This window comes from Janthinobacterium sp. EB271-G4-7A (assembly GCF_020858075.1).
Classification (GTDB): Bacteria; Pseudomonadota; Gammaproteobacteria; order Burkholderiales; family Burkholderiaceae_D; genus Janthinobacterium; species Janthinobacterium lividum.
In genome coordinates, this window is the sequence record NZ_JACYMI010000008.1 from 1 (window position 1) to 16,711 (window position 16,711).

Annotated in this window: 11 protein-coding genes; 4 read left to right on the forward strand and 7 right to left on the reverse strand. The window is 60.9% G+C overall.

Annotated elements, in window-relative coordinates; translation table 11 throughout:
* Positions 1-264: 264 nt before the first annotated feature.
* The gene (dacB, locus tag IGS58_RS28130; RefSeq protein ID WP_230523243.1) at positions 265-1,767 is read right to left on the reverse strand and encodes a D-alanyl-D-alanine carboxypeptidase/D-alanyl-D-alanine endopeptidase; all 1,503 of its coding nucleotides are present in this window, start codon (positions 1,765-1,767) and stop codon (positions 265-267) included.
* A gap of 8 nt (positions 1,768-1,775) precedes the next feature.
* Positions 1,776-3,014 carry a nucleoside recognition domain-containing protein gene (locus IGS58_RS28135; RefSeq protein WP_034753725.1) on the reverse strand — a complete coding sequence of 413 codons (1,239 nt, stop codon included), beginning with the start codon at positions 3,012-3,014 and terminating at the stop codon, positions 1,776-1,778.
* Positions 3,015-3,231: 217 nt separating this feature from the next.
* On the opposite strand from IGS58_RS28135, the gene IGS58_RS28140 reads away from it, so the two are divergent.
* From IGS58_RS28140 to IGS58_RS28155, 4 genes are all read left to right on the forward strand, one after another.
* The gene (locus tag IGS58_RS28140; RefSeq protein WP_230523283.1) at positions 3,232-5,037 is read left to right on the forward strand and encodes an ABC transporter substrate-binding protein; all 1,806 of its coding nucleotides are present in this window, start codon (positions 3,232-3,234) and stop codon (positions 5,035-5,037) included.
* 217 nt (positions 5,038-5,254) lie between these two features.
* On the forward strand, positions 5,255-8,008 hold the full coding sequence (locus tag IGS58_RS28145) for a TonB-dependent receptor (protein ID WP_070260724.1): 2,754 nt from the start codon (positions 5,255-5,257) through the stop codon (positions 8,006-8,008).
* An 89-nt stretch (positions 8,009-8,097) separates the two neighbouring features.
* Positions 8,098-9,177, forward strand: a complete 1,080-nt coding sequence (locus IGS58_RS28150; protein ID WP_230523244.1) for a S66 peptidase family protein — start codon at positions 8,098-8,100, stop codon at positions 9,175-9,177.
* An 87-nt stretch (positions 9,178-9,264) separates the two neighbouring features.
* The gene (locus tag IGS58_RS28155; protein WP_099395801.1) at positions 9,265-10,158 is read left to right on the forward strand and encodes a YihY/virulence factor BrkB family protein; all 894 of its coding nucleotides are present in this window, start codon (positions 9,265-9,267) and stop codon (positions 10,156-10,158) included.
* A 387-nt stretch (positions 10,159-10,545) separates the two neighbouring features.
* Here IGS58_RS28155 and IGS58_RS28160 read toward each other — a convergent pair whose 3' ends face one another.
* From IGS58_RS28160 to IGS58_RS28180, 5 genes are all read right to left on the reverse strand, one after another.
* Positions 10,546-11,673, reverse strand: a complete 1,128-nt coding sequence (locus tag IGS58_RS28160; RefSeq protein ID WP_092613125.1) for an acyl-CoA dehydrogenase family protein — start codon at positions 11,671-11,673, stop codon at positions 10,546-10,548.
* 39 nt (positions 11,674-11,712) lie between these two features.
* Positions 11,713-12,381, reverse strand: coding sequence for an SDR family oxidoreductase (locus IGS58_RS28165; RefSeq protein ID WP_070260718.1), 669 nt, complete (start codon positions 12,379-12,381; stop codon positions 11,713-11,715).
* Between the two features lie 74 nt (positions 12,382-12,455).
* A complete protein-coding gene (locus IGS58_RS28170) occupies positions 12,456-13,652 on the reverse strand; it encodes an acetyl-CoA C-acyltransferase (RefSeq protein ID WP_070260716.1) in 1,197 nt (398 codons plus the stop codon).
* A complete protein-coding gene (aceK, locus tag IGS58_RS28175) occupies positions 13,649-15,448 on the reverse strand; it encodes a bifunctional isocitrate dehydrogenase kinase/phosphatase (protein WP_230523245.1) in 1,800 nt (599 codons plus the stop codon). Before aceK ends, IGS58_RS28170 begins: the two co-directional genes overlap by 4 nt.
* A 53-nt stretch (positions 15,449-15,501) precedes the next feature.
* Entirely contained in the window at positions 15,502-16,686 is a 1,185-nt protein-coding gene (locus IGS58_RS28180) for an isovaleryl-CoA dehydrogenase (protein WP_070260712.1), read from the reverse strand.
* Positions 16,687-16,711: the final 25 nt, after the last annotated feature.

Genomic DNA, 16,711 nt, shown 5'->3' on the forward strand with positions numbered 1-16,711 from the left:
TGCGCCGATGATAGTGCTGCAACCAGTGTGAAAGTAGGTTATCGTCAGGCTTGTTATTCGCAGTAGAGAAAAACCCGATCAGAAATGGTCGGGTTTTTTTTCGTCTGGCGGTTTGTGATGGCGAACCCCAAACGAAGGCTGGGGTCAGACCCCCTCCTGCGTTGGCGCCGAATCTGGCGTTGGCGGTGTGGAGGGGCTGACCCCGGGTGTTCGGTTCAGCAGGCGAAAAAAAAGGCAGCGCTGCGCGCTGCCTTCTTCTTGGTTTTATTGGCCGGCCACTACCGGCGTGGCGCCGCTCCTGGCGACCCATTCAATCAGCGCATCGACCGCTGCGCGGCCATTACCATTGCCCACCAGGTCGCTATTGATCATGGCGACCACCACGCACAGTTGGTTGTTGGCGTCGGGCACATAGCCGGCGATGGCGACGACATTCTTCAACGTTCCCGTCTTGATGCGGGCCCGCGCGGCGGCCGGGCTGTTCAACAGGCGCTTGCGCATGGTGCCGTCCAGCGCGACGATGGGCAGGCTGGACTGGAACTCGGGCGCCCACGGACTTTGCTGCATCGCCTGCAAGACGCCGGCCATTTGCGCTGGCGCAATGCGTCCCGTGCGCGACAAGCCGGAACCATTGTCGACCAGCATGCCTTGGGTATCGATATTGTGCCGCTGGAACCATTCCTGGATGACTTGCCGTGCCCGGCTGGCCGTGTCTTCCGGCACCGCCATGGCGACGGGGCGGCTGCCTAACCAGCCATCGCTCTGCAAACTGCCCAGGCTCAGGAACAAAGTACGGGCCAGGGTGTTGTCGGAGGTCTTGTTGATATCGCGCAAGACCTCGGGCAAGGCGCGCGCCACGTGGTCGGCCAGTATGCGCGTGCCGACGGGTTCGGCCGTTGGCGGCAAGCCTGTTGCCGGCGCTTCGCGCACCGTGCCCGTGATCGTGCCGCCCAGGCGTTTCCAGGTGGCACGGAACAAACGGTCCGCATAATCGTTGCGGTCGAGCACGTTGATGCTGGTGGCCTTGCTGCAATTTTGCGGGAAGGTGCCGTGCAGAATCACCTGCAGCTTGCCGTTCGCATCGCGCCGGTATTCGGGCGGGCGCCAGCCGTCTTCCCATCTGGCGCAACTGCCCTTGACCAGTTTCATGTCGCTCGTGATGCTGACATTTTCGAGCGGCGGCTGCATCAGGATGCTCAATTGCCGCTCCGTCGAGTTCATGTTGATATCGAGCAGATTGGTGTTCAGCAATAATGCATCGGGAATGACGTTGTAGCGGAATTCGGCGGATTCGTCGAAAGGTGCTGCGCCGATATCGGGCCGGGCCGGCTGGAACAGCTGGCGGTCGAGGATCAAATCACCCTTGATTTTGACGATGCCCTGGTTACGCAGGGTTTGCAGCATGTGTGCGAGTACGTCCGCATTGAAATCCGTGTCGGCGCCGCCGCGCAGGATCAAGTCGCCCTTCAGCACGCCATTGATGACATCGGCGCTGGTGCGCAACTCCGTGCGGCCGCGAAAGATGGGGCCCAGCTGCTCCAGGCCCACGGCCGTCGTCACCAGCTTCATGGTGGACGCGGGCTGCATGCTGCGCTCGGCCCCATGTGACAGCACGGTGGCGTTGCCGCGCAAGACGATGGCGCCCATGGCGTCTTCCGGAATATTTGCGCTGCGCAGCAGCAGGCTGACGGATTCGGGCAATTGCGCGTGGGCGGTCGACAGGCCCAGACCCGCCAACAGCGCAGCCATCAGAACAGGACGTAACATGGTGCTCCTTAGTGGAAAAAGACGTAGGCAACGAAGACGGCGGTAATCACGCCAGCCAGATCCGCGATCAGGCCGGCCGTGATGGCATAGCGCGTCTTGCGGATGCCGACGGAACCGAAATACAGGGCCACGATATAGAAGGTGGTGTCGGCCGAGCCCTGGAAGACGCAGGCCAGGCGGCCGACGAACGAGTCGACGCCGTAGGTATTCATGGCATCGATCATCATGGCCTTCGAGCCGGAGCCGCTGAGCGGCTTCATCATGGCGGTCGGCAAGGCGGGCACGAAGTCCGTATTGATACCCAGGTTGGCGAAGAACCAGTTCATGCCGCTCATCAGGAAATTGAACACGCCCGCATTGCGGATCACGCTGATGGCCACCAGCATGCCGACCAGGTAGGGAATCACGGTGATCGAGGTCTGGATGCCGCCTTTTGCTCCTTCGATGAAGGCGTCGTACACGTTCACCTTCTTGCGCAGCGCACCAATAATAAATATGGCAATCACGCTGATCAATACCAGGTTGCTGACCACTTTGGACACCAGCTCGATTTCCTGTTTCGTCAGGTATTGCGTAAAGTACCAGATCATGGCGACGATGGCGCTCGTCATGCCGCCCATCCAGCCCAGCACGACCCGGTTGAGCAAGTTGATGCGTTGCTTGATGGAGACCGTGATGATGCCGACCATGGTGGCCACATAGGTGGCGATCATGCAGGGGATAAAGATGTCGGACGGGTCTGCCGCGCCGAGGATGGAGCGCTGCGCCATGATGGCCAGCGGAATCAGGGTCAGGCCCGAGGTGTGCAGTACCAAAAACATGATTTGCGCATTCGTCGCCTCTTCCTTGTTCGGGTTCAAGGTTTGCAGGCTTTCCATGGCTTTCAAGCCGAACGGCGTGGCTGCATTGTCCAGGCCCAGCAGGTTGGCCGAGAAATTCATCACCATGTGGCCTGTGGCCGGGTGGTCTTTCGGAATTTCCGGGAAGATGCGCGAAAAGAAGGGGGCAATCACTTTCGCCAGCCAGCCGACGATGCCCGCCTTTTCGCCGATGTTCATGATGCCGAGCCATAAGGTCATCACGCCGGCCAGCGGCAGAGCGATATCCATCACGCCCATGCGTGCTGTCTCGAAGGTGCCATCGATGATGCGCTTGAAGATATCGGTATCGCCGAGAAACAGCCACTGCAGCACTGCGGCCAGGAAGCCAACGAGGAAAAAGCCGGACCAGATGTAATTAAGTGCCATATGCGATCAGTTCTGTGTGTCGGGAGTGAAAAATGTCTGCAAACAAAGTATAGGGGTAGCCCGATACGAGTTGATGAAAGAATGCAGCAATCGCATGCCAAAAAGTTATAAGCTGGCAGCCTGTTTTCATTGGCGCCCCGTCGCTTGCCCGCGTAGTGTGGGGGATGCCTGTCGCTTAGCGCTGTTCCTTACCTTTGTCTGCACTGGATCACTGATGATGTTTTTACGCAAAACCGCCTGCGCCGCCGGCCTGGCCCTGTTGACGCTTTTGACTGTGCCGGCCCATGCCACCGCCGATGCCACCCGCGCCGGCAAGACCCTGCACTTGTTTTTGAGCACCAGCGAGACGGGCCTGGACCCGGCCGTGGCATCGGACCTGGCCAGCCTGAACTTGATGGAAAACATTTTCGACCCGCTCTTGCGCTACGATTACCTGGCGCGCCCGGTGCAGCTGCAGGGCAACACGGCGCGCGGCTTGCCGAGCGTGGAAGATGGCGGACGCACGTATATCTTTCACTTGCAGCCCGGCATTTTCTTTACACCCGATCCCGCTTTCAAGGGCCAGCCGCGCGAAGTGACGGCGCAGGATTATGTGTACAGCTTGACGCGGCTGTATGACCCCAGCCTGAAGTCGCCGTGGTTGTTCTTGCTGGAAGACAAGCTGGTGGGCGATGCGGCCCTGAAAACAAAATTCAGCTATGACACGCCGATCGCCGGCTTGCAGGCGCTGGACAAATACACCCTGCGCATCCGCCTGAACGGCGTCGATCCGAACTTCCTGTTTTACCTGGCGATGCCGGCGACAGCGGTGGTGGCGCGCGAAGTGGCTGAAGCGTACCCGGCGGCAGGGCAGATCGGTAATCACCCCGTCGGCACGGGGCCGTTCCTGGTGAAGGAATGGAAACGCAGCGACAAGATTGTGCTGCAAGCCAACCCGACTTTCCGTGCCACCGTGTTCCATACGGAGGCCAAGGCGCTGGCCGCCTTGCCGGTCGACACGCGCGCCATCGCCACCGCGCTGGAAGGCAAGCAATTACCGCTGGTCGAGCGCATCGAGGTGCGCATCGTCGAGGAATATCAATCGCGCATGCTGGGTTTCCTGAAAGGCGAATTCGATTACCTGGAACAAGTGCCGGAATCGATGACGGACATGGTGCTGGAAAATGGCGCGCTGAAACCGGCATTGCTTGCCAAGGGGCTGCAGCTGACGCGCTTTCCCGTGCTGCAAACGTATTACATGTGGATGAATATGGACGATCCCGTGCTGGGCGGCACGAGCAAGGACAAGCTGGCCCTGCGGCGCGCCATCGCCCTCAGCTACAACAGCCGCGAAGATATCGCCTTGCTCAAAAAAGGCCTGGCCTTGCCAGCCCAGTCGCCGCTGCCGCCCAATGTGCTCGGTTACGACAAGCACTACCGCAGCCCCGTCGGCTACGATCCCGTGCTGGCGCGCGCCCTGCTGGACCGCTTCGGCTACAAGGCAGGTCCCGATGGTTTCCGCACCCGGCCGGACGGCACACCCTTGCTGCTTACCATGCACACGGAACCGAGCACGGTGGGACGCTTGCGCGATGAATTGTGGCGCCGCAACCTGAACGCCATCGGCGTGCGCGTGGAGTTCAAGAGCGACAAGAAGACGGAAATCATCAAGGCGTCGCGCCTGGGCAAGGTGCAGATGTTCGAAACCAACTGGATCGCCGACTTCCCCGATGGCGATAACTTTATGCAATTGTTGTATGGCGGCAACGTTGGCCGCGCCAACTATGCCCGCTTCAATTTGCCCGATTACAATAAACGCTATGAGGAGGCGCGCCTGCTATCCGATACGCCGCGCCGACGCAGTCTGTACTTCGACCTGTTTCAGCTGATCCACGCCTACACGCCGTGGGTATTGCTGACGCATCCCATCTCTGCCGACCTGCAACAACCGTGGCTAAAAAACTACAGGCGCCACCCCGTGGAATTCACGTCCTGGCGCTATCTGGACGTGGATAAAAGCAGGGCTAGCCCCGCAGGCAAGTGACCATGTCACTGAAAAGGGCATTCATTCCAAAAAGTTATGGTTAGGAAAGCATTTTTCATTGGCTGGGCCCGGATGCATCGCGCTACTCTGAAAATGAAAACAAATAAAGTCATGCGCAAATGTCATAAAAAAATGTACTGCGAGACAGACGTTGCGACATATCTAACAGCCTGACTTGAGAACTCAAGTTTCGATTGCCCAAATAAAGGAGAGACCCGTGAAATTGAAGAAGCTAGCGCAATTGGTGGCATTGATGGGGGTGGTGGGGCCGGTGATGGCACAGGAAGCGGCGGCGCCAGCAATGCAACGGGTCGAAGTCACGGGCAGCAGCATCAAACGCGTCGCCAAGGAAGGCGCGTTGCCGGTGCAAGTCATTTCGTTTGAACAGATCGAAAAGCAGGGCATCACGACGACCGAGCAACTGGTGCGTACCCTGTCGGCGAATGGCACGGGCGCCGATAACATGACTTCGGGCAATAACGTGTTTGGCGCGGATGCCGACAGGGTCAGCGGCGGCGCCTCGTTCGCCTCGCTGCGCGGCCTCGGTCCATCGAGCACCCTGGTGCTGTTGAACGGCCGCCGCATCGCCACGCATGGCGCCAGCGGCAAGTCGGTCGACCTGAACTCGATACCGCTGGGCGCGATTTCGCGCGTGGAAATTCTCAAGGATGGCGCCTCGGCCATCTACGGCACGGACGCCATCGGCGGCGTGATCAATTTCATTCTGAAAACCAATTACAGCGGCGTGGAAGCGTCCGTCTCCACCAACGACACGCAGGCAGGCGGCGGCGCCACGCGCCGCGCCTCGCTGCTGGCCGGCACGGGCTCGCTGGAAAGCGATCGCTATAACATCATGGCAAGCCTGACCGTCGACAAGGCGCAGCGCCTGAATGGCAGCGACCGCTCCTTCGTCAACGGCTACCAGCCGGGCCGCGGCTTGTCGCCCGACACCACGGGCACGCCGTTCGCCAACCAGATGGCGGGTGCCGGCACGGCGCTGGGCGCCTCGTTCCAGCTGCCCGGCGATGCGAATAAATACCTGCAAGCCAATCCGCTGAGCTTCCAGGGCAAGTGCGACAGCATCGCCGGCATGTCGCAGTACCAGACGGAGCTGTGGAAAGACGTGACCTCGCCGCTGCGCACCAAATATTCCTGCGCCTACGACTATGGCGCCGACTATGTGCTGCAATTCCCCGTCGAACGGGCCAATCTGTTGTCGCGCGGTACGTTCCAGCTGGCGCCCGACCACCGCATGTTCGTCGAGGTGCTCGGTTCGCGCACCAAGGCCACGGCCATCTTGACGCCGATGCAGGTGCAGGCGACTGTCGCCAACAAGAATCTGTATCCGGTCGGTGGCGCGTACTACCAGGACCTGTCGGCCTACATCCCCTCGTTCGACAAGACCAAGCCGATTTCCTACAAATGGCGCGCCAATGACGTGGGCAACCGCACGCAGGAAAACACCACCGACAATGCCCGCGTGCTGGTGGGCTTTGAGGGGAACTTTGGCAAGTGGGATTACAAGGCCGGCATTTCGCGCGCCGAAAGCAGTACCAAGACCAAGCTGACGGATGGCTATTCCTATACGGACAAGCTGTACGCGGCATTGGCCAGCGGCATCATCAATCCATGGGTGGGCGCCGGCCAGAGCCAGACGGAAGCGGCCAAGCAATTGATCGAATCGACCAAGTTCCGTGGCGACTTCCAACATGGCAAGACGACCCTGACGCAGATCGACGGTTCCGTTTCGGGCGAACTGTTCCAGCTGCCGGCCGGTGCGCTGGCCATGGCAGCCGGTTTTGACTTGCGCCGCGAAGGTTACAGCTTCGGGCAAGATGTCGACGCCATCCAGATCCTGCTGGCGCCAGGCAATGCCGCATTGAAAGATGCCAGCCGTACCGTCAAGGCCGTGTATGCCGAATTGCTGGTGCCGGTCACGAAGGACCTGGAAATGCAGCTGGCCATCCGCCGCGATGATTACAGCCTGGTGGGCGCGACGACAAATCCGAAAGTGGCTTTCCGTTACCAGCCAACCGATTTCCTGCTGTTCCGTGGTTCGGCCAGCAAGGGTTTCCTCGCGCCAAGCTTCCAGCAGCTGTACTCCGGTTCGCTGAGCCAGGAATTGCCGAACGGCGTGATCGACCAGGAAGGCTGCGCCAAGCATCCGGGCGTGCCCGAGTACTGCGCCATCGACCGCCTCGACTACAAGACGGGTGGCAACACGAACCTGAAGCCGGAAACGTCGAAGCAGGGCAGCGTCGGTTTTGTCATCGAGCCCTTCAAGGGATATTCGGCCTCGTTCGACTACTGGGCCATCAATACCAAGGATCGCATCCTGAACCGCACGCCGCAAATCGTGCTGACCAACTACCAGGCTCTGAACCAGTACATCCACCGCAATCCGGACGGCACCATCGAGTACGTGCAGGCGGGCTGGATCAATGCGGCAGGCAGCCGCGTGCGTGGCCTCGACGTGGGCTTGCGCGGCGAGGGCAAGATCCAGGACGCGAAATGGACGGCGACCCTGGACGGCACGTATATGGACAGCTTCAAGTTCGCGGAATATCAAGGCCAGGAATACCAGGAACTGGTCGGCAAGTTTTATACGCGCGACCTGTACCTGCGCTGGAAACACAACGCCAGCTTCGGCGTGTCGCGCGGCGACTGGAGCGGCTTGCTGATCCAGAGCTTTTCGTCGGGCTACAAGGACCAGGTACCGAATGGCGGCAAGGGTACGCCGCCGCCAGGCTTCAAGCCGGATGTGTCCAGCTACACCACGTATAACTTGTCGGGCACGTACACGGGCTTCAAAAATACGACGATTACCGTGGGTATCCAGAACCTGTTCGACCGCGATCCGCCGTTCACCGCGCACAACGTGGATGAAGTGGTGGGCGCCGGCTGGGACCCGCGCGTGGCCGACCCGCGTGGCCGTTCGCTGTCGTTCCAGCTGAAGTACAAGTTCATGTAAGGCGGCCATGCCGGCGGTGATCCCGCTGGCATGCTAATCTCGTGCGGCGGCGCCTGGCGTCGCCGTTTTTTATTCCAGGAAAGGGCCGCATGTCCAGTCAGACCAATCTCAGCCGGCGCCGCTTCGGCGGCTTGCTGGCCGCCACCTTGGGGGCGGCAGGCACACCGGCGTGGGCGGCGGCCGCGCAAGGGAAGGGCAAACGCATGCAACAGCAACACGCATTGATCAAACCGGCGCGCCTGCGCGACGGCGACCTGGTCGCCATCATCGCACCGGGCGGTTTTACGGATGAGGAGTCCATCGCCAAGGCCGTACGCAATATCGAATCGCTGGGGCTGCGCGCCAGCTTGGGCGCGAATATTCGCGCCGTGCACGGCAACTATGCGGGCACGGTGCAGCAGCGCCTGGACGACCTGCACGCGGCGTTTCGCGATCCGGAAGTCAAGGCCGTCTGGGCCATCCGCGGCGGCTCCGGCTGCATTTCGCTGCTGGCGCTGCTCGACTATGCCTTGATCCGCGCGAATCCGAAAGTGCTGATCGGCTATTCCGACATCACGGCCCTGCACCTGGCCATCGGCCGCCAGACGGGCCTGGTGACGTTCCACGGGCCCGTGGCCTCGTCCACGTTTTCCGATTACACGGTGACGCAGCTGCAAAACGTGCTGATGACGCCGCAAGACAGCTATACGATCCCGATGGCGCTGGACAATCACCGCCGCGCGCAGACGCACGCCAACTTCGCCATCCGTACCGTGCACGGCGGCCAGGCGACGGGGCGCTTGACGGGTGGCAACCTGTGCATGGTCAGCGCGCTGGCGGGCACGCCGTATGCGGCCGATTTCCGCAAGCATATTTTGTTCCTCGAAGAAATCAACGAAGTGCCCTACCGCATCGACCGCATGCTGTGCCAGCTCGACCTTTCCGTGGGGTTCAACAAGGCTGCGGCCTTGATGCTGGGCATCTTCGAGCATTGCGAGGCGGCCGAGGGCGACACCGCGCTGACTCTCGATGCTACCCTGGACCAGCATTTGCAGCCTTTACGCGTGCCGGCTGTCAGCGGCTATTCGTTTGGCCACATCCGCCACCAGTTCACGATACCGATGGGCATATTGGCGACCCTGGATGCGGATCGGCAAACCCTGACCTTGTTGGAGCCGGCCGTCTGCTAGCGTACGGTGCAGCGGGGCGATTGTCAGTATGCTAGTGTGATTGCAGGCGCGGCACGAGGCCGCGCCGCCTTCTTCACCGCACCCGACATGATCAACCGCCACGCCAGTACCTACATCCTCAGCCACCCGCTGGCCTTCACGCTGCAGGTGCTGAAGGGTTTCCGCGCCAACCAGGGCCTGCTGCTGGCGGGCGCCGTCGCGTATTACTCGCTGCTCTCCATCGTGCCCCTGCTGATGCTGGTGGTGGTGGCCCTGTCGCACGTGATCGCGCAGGACGAATTGCTGCAAACCATAGGCCATTACCTGGAATGGCTGGTGCCGGGGCAATCGAAAGCCATCGTGGGCGAGATCGCGCATTTTCTCGACAACCGGGGCGTGATCGGCTGGCTCTTGCTGCTGACCATGTTGTTTTTCAGCTCGCTGGCGTTCACCGTGCTGGAAAACGCCATGAGCGTGATTTTCATTCACCGCGTGGCCATCCGCCGCCGCCATTTCCTCATTTCCGCCGTGCTGCCGTACTGCTACATCCTGTGCCTGGGTGTCGGCATCTTGCTGATCACCCTGGTGGCGGGCGGCTTGCAGGTGATGGGCGAGGAAAGCGTGCGCTTTTTACGCCATGACTGGGGCCTGGAAGGGGTGTCCGGCGTGCTGCTGTATCTGCTGGGGCTGGCGGGTGAAATCCTGGTGCTCAGCTCGATTTACCTGGTCATGCCGGTGGGGCGCCTGTCGATCACGCATGCGCTGATCGGCGGCGTGACGGCGGCCCTCTTGTGGGAAATCGCGCGCCACGTGCTGGTCTGGTATTTTTCCACCTTGTCGCAGGTCAACATCGTGTATGGCTCGATGACGACGGCCATCGTCGTCATGTTCAGCCTGGAAATCGGCGCCACTTTGCTGCTGTTGGGCGCGCAAGTGATTTCCGAATACGAGAGGGTGGCGCGTGGCGGGCAAGAGGACAAGCCGCTGGCGCTAAGGACTTGATTTAAAAAGGTTGTTGCATCGCACAAAAGGCTGTGCTATACTCCGTTCAGTGATTGAGATTTGGCAGCAAATCATCTCACCATCCAGTTTCAGCGCGGCGACCGACAGGTGTAATGTCGATGGCGTGACAGTGCGAAGAAATGGATTTTGTAATTCCGGATACGATGGTCGATTTTACACTTGGAGTCACCATGCAGATAGCATGGGAGTCCGAAAATCAGGAGGCACTTTGCAGATAGCACTGGCGTCCATGACACGATTAAAGCATTGGTAATACATTGGAACGAAGCCTACCCTGAGTAGGCTTTTTTTTCGTCTATTGAAAACCCAAGGGCGTCACCCCGGGGTCGTACCCTGCAGGGTACGACCCCAGCATCTGCCTCGGGTTTACAAAGCCCTGGCAATCAAAATCTTCTGGATATCGCTGGTCCCCTCATAAATCTGGCACACGCGCACGTCGCGGTAGATGCGTTCGACGGGGAAGTCGGACACATAGCCGTAGCCGCCGTGCACCTGGATGGCGTCCGAGCACACTTTTTCCGCCATTTCCGACGCAAACAGCTTGGCCATGGCCGCTTCCTTCAGGCACGGCAGGCCCGCATCCTTCATGGCCGCCGCGTGGCGGATGAGCTGGCGCGCCGCTTCAATCTGCGTGGCCATGTCGGCCAGGCGGAATTGCACGGCCTGGTGCTCATAGATGGGCTTGCCGAAACTCTCGCGCTCGCGCGCATAGCTCAGGGCCGCTTCATACGCGGCGCGCGCCATGCCCACGGCTTGCGAAGCGATGCCGATGCGTCCGCCTTCCAGGCCGGACAGGGCGATCTTGTAGCCTTGTCCCTCTTCGCCTATTAAATTTTCCGCCGGGATGCGGCAATTCTCGAACAGGATCTGCGCCGTGTCCGACGAATGCTGGCCCATCTTTTGCTCCAGTCCCGCCACGATGTAGCCGGGCGTGTTCGTCGGCACCCAGAAGGCGCTGATGCCGCGCTTGCCGGCCGCCTTGTCGGTGACGGCCATGACGATGGCCACGTCCGCATATTTTCCGCTGGTAATGAATTGCTTGGTGCCGTTGATGACGTATTCATTGCCGTCAAGCGTGGCCGTGGTGCGCAGGGCCGAGGCGTCGCTGCCCGTGTGCGGTTCCGTCAGGCAAAATGCCCCCAGCATGGCGCCTTGCGCCAGTGGACGCAGCCATTGTTCCTTTTGCGCATCGTTGGCGTACATCATGGCGATGCTGCACACGGGGCAATTATTTACTGAAATGATGGTCGACGTGCCGCCATCGCCGGCGGCGATTTCTTCCAGCACCAGGGCCAGCGACACGTAGTCGAGGCCGGCGCCACCGAGCGCTTCCGGCACGGCCACGCCAAAGGCGCCCAGCGCGGCCAGTTCCTGCAATTCTTCTTTCGGGAAATGATGTTCCTTGTCCCAGCGGGCCGCGTTGGGCGCCAGGCGCTCGCGCGAAAAACTGCGCAGCGCTTCCTGGATCATGGTCTGTTCTTCATTGAGTATCATGGGACGTCGTCTCGTATTTTTTTATAGTGGATGCGGGAATTACCAGCCGATGGGCTTGCCATCGTAGTTGCGGAACACGGCCTTGTCCGTGGCCGGCAGGCTGGCCAGGGTGGCGCGGATGCCGGCAGCGCTTTGCTCGGGTGAAATATCGGCGCCGGCGCCGCCCATGTCCGTGCGTACCCAGCCCGGGTGGAAAGCCACGCAGCTGACGCCTTGCGGGCCATGCACGAGGGCTGTGTCGATCAGCACGGAATTCAGGGCCGCCTTGCTGGCGCGGTACAGCGAACCGCTGGGATTGCCCCGCTCGCTCAGGGAACCCATGTGCGAGGACAGCACGGCCAGCTTGCCTTTCGCGTTGGCCACCAGCGGCGCGAGGATCGGCAGCAGCCGCATGGCCGCCAGCACGTTCGTGTGCATGACGAGGTCGAAATCGGCTTGCGCGGGGAAACCGTCGTGGCGGGGGCCGTACACGCCTGCGTTGAGGATGGCCACGTCGAGCTTTTCATCGTCGAGCTTCCAGCCCAGGCCGGCACAGCCTTCCACGTCCGTCACGTCGAGCTGGTGCGCTTCCGCGCCCAGTTGCGCGAGGGCGTCGCAGGCGTCCGGTGTGCGGGCCGTGGCGATGACACGCCAGCCATCGTGGCGGTATTGACGGACGAGCTCGTGGCCGATGCCGCGCGAGGCGCCGATGATCAATGCGGTAGGCATATGTTTTCTCCCTGAAAATAAAATGAAAGGGCGCGCACCGTGAACTGCGGTGCGCGCCCGTGCTCAGGAAGAGCTTATACCAGTTCGATCGCCATCGCCGTCGCTTCGCCGCCGCCGATGCACAGGGCTGCCACGCCGCGTTTGCCGCCGGTTTTTTTCAAGGCGCCCAGCAGGGTGACGATGATGCGCGCGCCCGAGGCGCCGATCGGGTGGCCCAGCGCGCACGCGCCGCCGTGGATGTTGATCTTGCTGTGCGGAATGTCGAGGTCGTGCATGGCGGCCATCGGTACGGCCGCGAACGCTTCATTGATCTCGAACAAGTCGACATTGCTGCTGCTCCAGCCCGTTTTGGCGTACAGCTTTTTCACCGCGCCGATGGGGGCCGTGGTGAATTCGTTCGGCGCCTGCGCATGCGTGGCGTGGCCGTGGATTTTGGCGATGACGGTGCAGCCGAGTTTTTTCGCCGTCGATTCGCGCATCAGCACCAGGGCGGCCGCGCCATCGTTGATCGACGAAGACGAGGCGGCCGTGATGGTGCCATCTTTCTTGAAGGCCGCCTTCAAGGTCGGGATTTTTTCCAGGCGGGCTTTTTGCGGGCCTTCATCGATGCTGACGATGGTGTCGCCGCCACGGCCGGACACGGTCACGGGCACGATTTCCCACTCGAAACTGCCATCCTTGGTGGCCGCTTGCGCGCGTTTGACGGATTCGATGGCAAACGCATCCTGCGCTTCGCGCGTGAACTGGTACTGGCTGGCGCACTCTTCTGCAAACGTGCCCATCGAGCGCGCATTGCCCTTTTCATCGCGGCTGTAGGCGTCTTCCAGGCCATCCATCATCATGTGGTCATAGATCATGCCGTGGCCGATGCGGTAGCCGCCGCGCGCCTTCGGCACCAGGTAGGGGGCGTTGGTCATCGATTCCATGCCGCCCGCCACCACCACGTCGGCGCTGCCGGCGAGCAAGGTGTCGTGCGCGAACATGGTCGTCTGCATGGCCGAGCCGCACATTTTCGACAGGGTCACGGCGCCCGTGGAATCGGGCAAGCCGGCCTTGCGCAAGGCCTGGCGAGCGGGCGCCTGGCCCTGGCCAGCCATCAGGCAATTGCCGAAATACACGTGTTCAACGGCATCGGGGGCCACGCCGGCCCGTTCGACGGCGGCGCGGATGGCCACGGCGCCCAAGTCGCTGGCCGTGACGTTGGCAAAGTCGCCCTGGAAGGCGCCCATGGGGGTGCGCGCGGCACCGACGATTACGACTGGATCATTCATGTTGGATCTCCGGTTAAGGGTGGGGAAGGTGACTGCATACAAAAACGCAGGTGCTGCGGATACGGGAAGACGTCCTCGATATGGCCGTCTTCGATGCGCTGCTTGCGCGCCTGCCAGTATTGCGCCGTCAGCAGGTCGGCATGGTGCTGCATGAAATAGCTGCGGATGCGGGGATTGCCCAGCAGGAAGGTGCCGAATTGTTCGGGAAACACATCGTGCTTGCCGATGGGATACCACGGTTCGGCCGACATTTCTTCCTCCTCCGTGCGCGCTTCGGGGATGACGCGGAACTTGCAATCGGTGATGTACTCGATTTCATCGTAATCGTAAAAAACGACACGCTGATGACGGGTCACGCCAAAGTTTTTATACAGCATGTCGCCAGGGAAAATATTCGCCGCCACCAATTCCTTGATGGCGTTGCCGTACTCGACGATGGCGTGTTCGACCAAGTCATCGCGGCCTTCCTTTTCGGCATTGCTCAGCCACATGTTCAGCGGCACCATGCGCCGTTCGATGTACAGGTGGCGGATGATGATCTGCTCGTGGTCTTCCTCGATCAGCGAGGGGGCGAATTGTTTCAGCTCGGCCAGCAATTCCGCGGCAAAACGGGCACGGGGAAAGGCCACGTTGGAATACTCGAGCGTGTCGGCCATGCGGCCCACCCTGTCGTGGTGTTTCACCAGCAAGTACTTTTGCTGGACTTGCGCGCGCGTGGTTTCCTTGGGCGGCGGGAAGAAATCCTTGATGACCTTGAAGACATACGGAAACGACGGCAGGGCAAACACCAGCATCACCAGGCCGCGGATGCCGGGCGCGCTTTCAAAGTGGTCCGACGAGTGTTTCAAATGCTGCAGGTAGTCGCGGTAAAACAGCGTCTTGCCCTGTTTTTGCAGGCCCAGTATCGTATAGATTTCGCTGCGCGGCTTGCGCGGCAGCAAGCTGCGCAGGAATTGCACATAGGCCGATGGCACTTCCATATCGACCAGGAAATAGGCACGCGTAAACGAAAACAGCACGGCGATCTGCTGGTGCTCGAACAGCACCGTGTCAAGCACCAGCTTGCCGTGACGGTTGTGCAGGATCGGCACGACAAACGGGTATTCGCGGTTGCCATTGATGCCCTTGCCGACCAGGTAGGCGCCCTTGTTGCGGTAGAACAAACTGGTCAAGACCTGGATCTGGTGGTTCGGCTCCAGCCGGTCGCCGCCAAACAATTGCTGCAACCGCGCTTCCACCTGGGCCACGTCACGCTCCAGGTTGGCAAATGCGCAGCCCAACTGGAAGTCCGTCACCATGCATTGCAGGGTACAGCGCAAGCCATCCTGGCCGGGGTAATACACGCGGTAGGTGGGGGCCGGGTCTTGCGTTTCGATGTATTCCGTGGACACGACGGGCCGCACGAAAATATAGTCGTTATTGAAATACGTGCGGTGCAGGATGTTGCAGCAGACGGAATTGAAGAAGGTTTCCGCCAGTTCCGGCTGCTTGTGTTCCGTCAACATGCCGATGTAGTGCAGCTTGAGTTCGCGCCACACTTCATCGCTCAACTCCGACTCTTCGTACTCGTCTTCGAGCATCTGCACGCATTCCTGCACGCGCTTGTCATAAAAGTCGATGCGTTCTCGGGCCGCCGTCTGCGCCGCGGCCCAGGCGCCCTGCTCGAAATACTGCTTGGCGTGCTGGCTGGTTTCGCGGAACAAACGGTAATGCTTGTCGAAGCCGTCGCGGATGGTGCGCGCGATATCGAATGCAATCTGGGAAGAGAGCAATTTGGGGAAGGCAATGTGCGTCATATCTGTGCTCGCATGAATAGCTCATCACCCAGTCGATAATCGCGCGCCCGTACTTACTTGGTTTCCGCAAACAGTTCGCGGCCTATCAGCATGCGGCGGATTTCGCTGGTCCCGGCGCCGATTTCATACAGCTTGGCATCGCGCCACAAGCGGCCGGCCGGATACTCATTGATGTAGCCGTTGCCGCCCAGGGCCTGGATCGCTTCGCCTGCCATCCACGTTGCCTTCTCCGCACTATACAGAATGGCGCCGGCCGCATCCTTGCGCAACTGGCGCACGGCTTCCGGCGTGGTGGCGCGGTCGCAAGCCTGGCCCACGGCATACACATAGGCCTTGCACGCCATCATGGTCGAATACATATCGGCCAGTTTGCCCTGCATCAATTGGAATTCGCCGATGGGCTGGCCGAATTGCTTGCGGTCATGCACGTAAGGCACGACCAGGTCCATGCAAGCCTGCATGATGCCCAGCGGACCGCCGGACAGCACGGTGCGCTCAAAGTCGAGGCCCGACATCAGCACGTTGACGCCCTTGCCCAGGCCGCCCAGCACGTTTTCGGCCGGTACTTCGCAATCCTGGAATACCAGTTCGCCCGTGTGCGAGCCGCGCATGCCCAGCTTGTCGAGTTTTTGCGCGATGGAAAAGCCCTTGAAATTCTTTTCGATCAGGAACGCCGTCATGCCGCGCGGACCCGCTTCCAGGTCGTTTTTCGCGTACACCACCAGCACGTCCGCGTCGGGGCCGTTGGTGATCCACATCTTGGTGCCGTTCAAGACCCAGCGGTCGCCCTTGAAGTCGGCGCGCAGCTTCATGCTGACGACGTCCGAGCCCGCATTCGGTTCCGACATGGCCAGGGCGCCGATGTGCTCGCCCGTGATCAGTTTCGGCAGGTATTTGGCTTTTTGCTCGGCCGTGCCGTTGCGCTTGATCTGGTTGACGCACAGGTTCGAGTGGGCGCCATAGGACAGGCCGACGGAGGCCGAGGCGCGCGAGATCTCTTCCATGGCGATGATGTGCGCCAGGTAGCCCATGCCGGCGCCGCCGTATTCTTCGCTGACGGTGATGCCGAGCAAGCCCATGTCGCCCATCTTGCGCCACAGGTCCATGGGGAACTGGTCCGTGCGGTCGATTTCGGCCGCGCGCGGCGCGATTTCGGCGGCGGCAAATTGTTGGATCGCTTCGCGCAGGGAGGCGATGTCGTCGCCGTGGTCAAAGGTCAAGCCTGGGAGATGGAGCATGTCGTCCTCGTCGTCGTTATAAGTG

Excerpts from the sequence above, each read along its gene's own strand:
- IGS58_RS28135 (WP_034753725.1), bottom strand. The coding sequence starts at position 3,014 with ATGGCACTTAATTACATCTGGTCCGGCTTTTTCCTCGTTGGCTTCCTG.
- dacB (WP_230523243.1), bottom strand. The coding sequence starts at position 1,767 with ATGTTACGTCCTGTTCTGATGGCTGCGCTGTTGGCGGGTCTGGGCCTG.
- IGS58_RS28150 (WP_230523244.1), top strand. The coding sequence starts at position 8,098 with ATGTCCAGTCAGACCAATCTCAGCCGGCGCCGCTTCGGCGGCTTGCTG.
- IGS58_RS28180 (WP_070260712.1), bottom strand. The coding sequence starts at position 16,686 with ATGCTCCATCTCCCAGGCTTGACCTTTGACCACGGCGACGACATCGCC.
- aceK (WP_230523245.1), bottom strand. The coding sequence starts at position 15,448 with ATGACGCACATTGCCTTCCCCAAATTGCTCTCTTCCCAGATTGCATTC.
- IGS58_RS28160 (WP_092613125.1), bottom strand. The coding sequence starts at position 11,673 with ATGATACTCAATGAAGAACAGACCATGATCCAGGAAGCGCTGCGCAGT.
- IGS58_RS28170 (WP_070260716.1), bottom strand. The coding sequence starts at position 13,652 with ATGAATGATCCAGTCGTAATCGTCGGTGCCGCGCGCACCCCCATGGGC.
- IGS58_RS28155 (WP_099395801.1), top strand. The coding sequence starts at position 9,265 with ATGATCAACCGCCACGCCAGTACCTACATCCTCAGCCACCCGCTGGCC.
- IGS58_RS28140 (WP_230523283.1), top strand. The coding sequence starts at position 3,232 with ATGTTTTTACGCAAAACCGCCTGCGCCGCCGGCCTGGCCCTGTTGACG.
- IGS58_RS28165 (WP_070260718.1), bottom strand. The coding sequence starts at position 12,381 with ATGCCTACCGCATTGATCATCGGCGCCTCGCGCGGCATCGGCCACGAG.